The following is a 3,920-nucleotide window of genomic DNA, read 5'->3' as shown; positions in this document are numbered from 1 at the left end:
ATTCTATATAATATATCGGCATTTTTGAGAGGAAACCTTAAGAGGCTTTTTTTGCGAAAAATATTTTCTTATTTTCCAGGAAGGCTTGATAATATAGCCTTTATAACTTCACCGAGAATTGCTAATTGCAATAATTTTGTTATTTAAACAGGGCACTTTTATTTCTTAAACCCCATCAATTTATGCTCATTAGTTTCTTTGTTTAATCCTTAATCCTTTGGGAAATAAAGACTTATTAGCATTAGATTAACAGGAATATCTATGCTGTAAGAATTATCGCCAACAATAATCTATTCTTATAATCTTACAAACTTCCTTCCACAGGATAATAATCAGTGAGGATAAATGGTATCATCTTGGTAACTTATAATTAAATTCTACATAGTAATATAATAAAACGATATAAATTCAAGGGTAAAAATACTATGTTTAATCGCTAAAAATATGGAAAATTCTAAATACATAAGCACGGTATGTGTTTAGCTTTAATGGAATAAATGAAATCCGAAATCTTAAAACAATTCAAATGACTAAAATTGAAAATTCAAAACAATATAATTTAGAGGAACGAACACTTATGTTTGCAAAACAGGTGAGAGGGTTTGTGAAAAAATACCCAAATATAAGTAATATAGAGGATGGAAAACAAGTAATACGTTCTTCTGGTTCGTACATAATTTAGGTAAGCAAGAACAGGAAAGGAGGTTAAAATGAAAGAAGCACTAAATCCAAAGCACGAATTAGAAATGAGCCATCGGACATTTATTGGACATTTGGATTTGGGGATGAGGATTTATTTGCTTTGTGCCTGATATAGGACAGCTAAACACATACAACCCAATTGACTGACACATTACCTTTACTATATAATATACACATTTTCTTATCGCAGACAATAAAACAAACCTAATTGACTGACACATTGATATACTGACACAAATGTTTACAGGAATAGTTGAGGAGAAAGGGATTATAAAGAGCATTGGAAAGGAAATTTATGTTTCGTGCAAAAGGGTTTTAGAAGACCTTAAAATAGGGGATAGTATTGCGGTTTCAGGATGTTGCTTAACCATATCTTCTCTTCGTAACGATGGTTTTATTTGCAATCTCTCAAAAGAGACATTGAAGACAACAAACTTTGGTTTTCTTAAAAAGGGGAGCAAGGTAAATCTTGAAAGGCCATTAAGGCTTTCTGATAGATTGGGTGGCCATATTGTATCTGGTCATATAGATGGTTTAGCAAGGTTTTGCGAAAAAAGGGGTTCTCTTTATTTTTTTTCTATTTCCAAGACTTTATTAAAATATCTTGTAAAAAAAGGTTCTATTGCCATTGATGGTGTATCGTTAACAATTGTTGATACTGCGAAAGATAGATTCTCTGTAAGCATTATCCCTCATACCTTAAAGGAAACAACCCTTAATGAGATGAATATAGGATATAAAGCAAACATTGAGGTTGATATTCTTGCAAAAATTGTAGAGGGGCTTCTTAAGAAGTAAAATGACAGCCTGTTGTCTAAATGTCTGTTCTCTTTATATACCAAAAATCAATTGAATTTCAAGCAAACCCTTTTGTTAAAGGGTTAGGGTTAAGATGCCTGACTACTGTTAACGAAAAGTTTGCAAACCATTTTTGTTTTAGCATAACACAAAAAAACGTATGTGTTTAGCTTTAATGGAACAAATGAAATCCGAAATCTTAAAACAAATTCAAATGGCTAAAATTGAAAATTCAAAACAATATAATTTAGAGGAACGAACGCTAATGTTTAGAATTTTGAATTTAGATATTGTTTCGTGCTTCGTGCTTCGGATTTCGTGCTTAATTCAGATGATGTGTTTTTGATATAATATATCCTGTTTAGAGGTAATTCTGGACAAAGGTAGCAAAATATAGGATTTAAGCCCTATGAAAGGTTTTAGTAAAATTGGGGAATTTCTAAAAGATTATATTTGCACCATATTCCGTGAAGAGCCATTTTTAAAGCAACAAAAAACAATGAAAAGAAAAATCGTTTTATTTCTATCATTCTGTTTGTTGCTTCTGTATGGGGATTCAGCATTTGCCCAGCCATGGCTCTCATGGAATGGACTTGAAAAAAACATTCGGGATGGCCTTATTCCATCTGATTTAGCAAAGAGAGAAATTATAATACTTCATGCCCAACTATTGGAGATTTGTAAAAAGCATAAGTTAAAAAGGACAAATTGGTATTTTCCATTAGAAGGCTTCTCTTCAAAAGATATAGGCGGTATTAGAGGAAGCGGTTATAAACCAGAAGGTTATAATTTTTATGACGGCAACAATCATAAAGGCCATCCAGCTCATGATATATTCATTGACGATAAAGATCAGGATACATTCTCTGACAAAACACATAAATCTGTAAATGTTGTATCGATCTGCGATGGTATTGTAATAGCTATCAACAGTAATTGGAAGTCCTCAAGTGATATTAGGGGTGGAAATTATGTATGGATTTTTGACCTTGAAACCGAAGGATATTTTTATTACGCTCATTTAAAAGATATCTCTGTTTCTGTTGGAGATACAGTTTTTGCAGGACAGAGGATAGGAACGATAGGCAGATCAGGTAAAAATGCCTTCAAGAAAAGGTCGCCAACCCATCTTCATTTGATGTATTTAAAATTTAATTATGGAGATATGACTCCTATAAATATTTATGAAGCTCTGTGCAAATCGGTTGCAAAGAACTTCAATTTATCGCAAGATGCGTCTCCTTATCCCTGGCTTTCTCAATACGATATTAGAAGCTCGATATGTAATCGGATTTCTCCTCCGCCTGGATACAGAAGAATTGACGTAACCGAAGGTAATTTTGCTCATTGGCTTAGATATTTACCTCTAAAAGAAGGAAATCCTTCTGTTTGTCTATATAACGGTCGATTAAAGTGGTGTCAGGATGTTCATGTAGCTGTGGTAGATATTGACGTTGGCAATAAAAACCTCCAGCAATGTGCAGATGCAATTATTCGATTGAGGGCAGAATATCTATGGCATCAAGGAGATTACAATAGAATTCATTTTAATTTTTTATCTGGTTTTACCGCGTCATATATAAGGTGGAAAGACGGTCATAGACCTTTAGTACGAGGGAATAGAGTAGTTGAGAGAAGAATAGCAACATATAATCACTCTTATGAATGTTTCAGGGAGTATTTAGATACGGTGTTTATGTATGCAAATACATACTCTTTAAGCAGAGAGATGGATAATGTCAAAAATATAAATGATATGAATATAGGGGATATCTTTATATGCGCTATGCCTGGTGGGGATACTTGCCATGCTATTATTGTAGTGGACATGGTTGTTAATAATAATGGCAACAAAAAATTCTTGCTCGCTCAAAGCTATATGCCAGCACAAGAAATTCATATATTAAAAAACCCGAATTCTGACTTGCCATGGTATGATATAAATTTCGGAGAAACACTAATAACGCCTGAATGGATATTTTCTAAAAATGATTTAAAGAGGTTTCGTTGAAACCACACAGTAAATTGAGGTTCAAAAAGGCTCTCTACTACCTCTTTGGGTGTTCTGGAATAAGGATTTTGGGTAAAGAAGCTGCTACTGTTGCCATCTTCTTCTTATTAGCTTTCTCTCCCTTCTTCTGCCTTATCTTTTGTTTAGCCCTTTATTCTTTGACCATCGGGATACCCTTACAATCTATCGCTCCTACCAATATTTTTCCTGTCTTTGTATCAGAAGGGGGAACCTTTTGTTTATAGAATTCAAAATCTCGCTTGTTTTGTATCTTTGTGGTTATAACCTGCATTCAACAGCAAAATTCATAACATATTGATATTATTACACTTAATTTTTGAGATTGTCACTACATATTGATTGATTTCTCTATTTCACTTCCCTAATTATCCTGGGTGGAGATTTTACC

At 33.3% G+C, this 3,920-nt stretch carries 2 protein-coding genes; both read left to right on the top strand.

What is annotated here, in order from left to right; all coding sequences use genetic code 11:
- The first annotated feature begins 939 nt into the window (after positions 1-939).
- A complete protein-coding gene (locus AB1630_10990) occupies positions 940-1,500 on the top strand; it encodes a riboflavin synthase (GenBank protein ID MEW6104317.1) in 561 nt (186 codons plus the stop codon).
- A gap of 409 nt (positions 1,501-1,909) precedes the next feature.
- Positions 1,910-3,511: a DUF4846 domain-containing protein gene (locus tag AB1630_10985; GenBank protein MEW6104316.1), complete on the top strand. Its 1,602-nt coding sequence runs from the start codon at positions 1,910-1,912 to the stop codon at positions 3,509-3,511.
- Positions 3,512-3,920 lie beyond the last annotated feature (409 nt).

The organism is bacterium (genome assembly GCA_040753555.1).
GTDB lineage: Bacteria > UBA9089 > UBA9088 > UBA9088 > UBA9088 > JBFLYE01.
This window is presented reverse-complemented; position numbering and strand designations above follow the sequence as displayed.

What these genes read in the sequence shown, in the direction of transcription:
- AB1630_10990 (MEW6104317.1), top strand. Translation starts at nt 940, where the DNA reads ATGTTTACAGGAATAGTTGAGGAGAAAGGGATTATAAAGAGCATTGGA.
- AB1630_10985 (MEW6104316.1), top strand. Translation starts at nt 1,910, where the DNA reads ATGAAAGGTTTTAGTAAAATTGGGGAATTTCTAAAAGATTATATTTGC.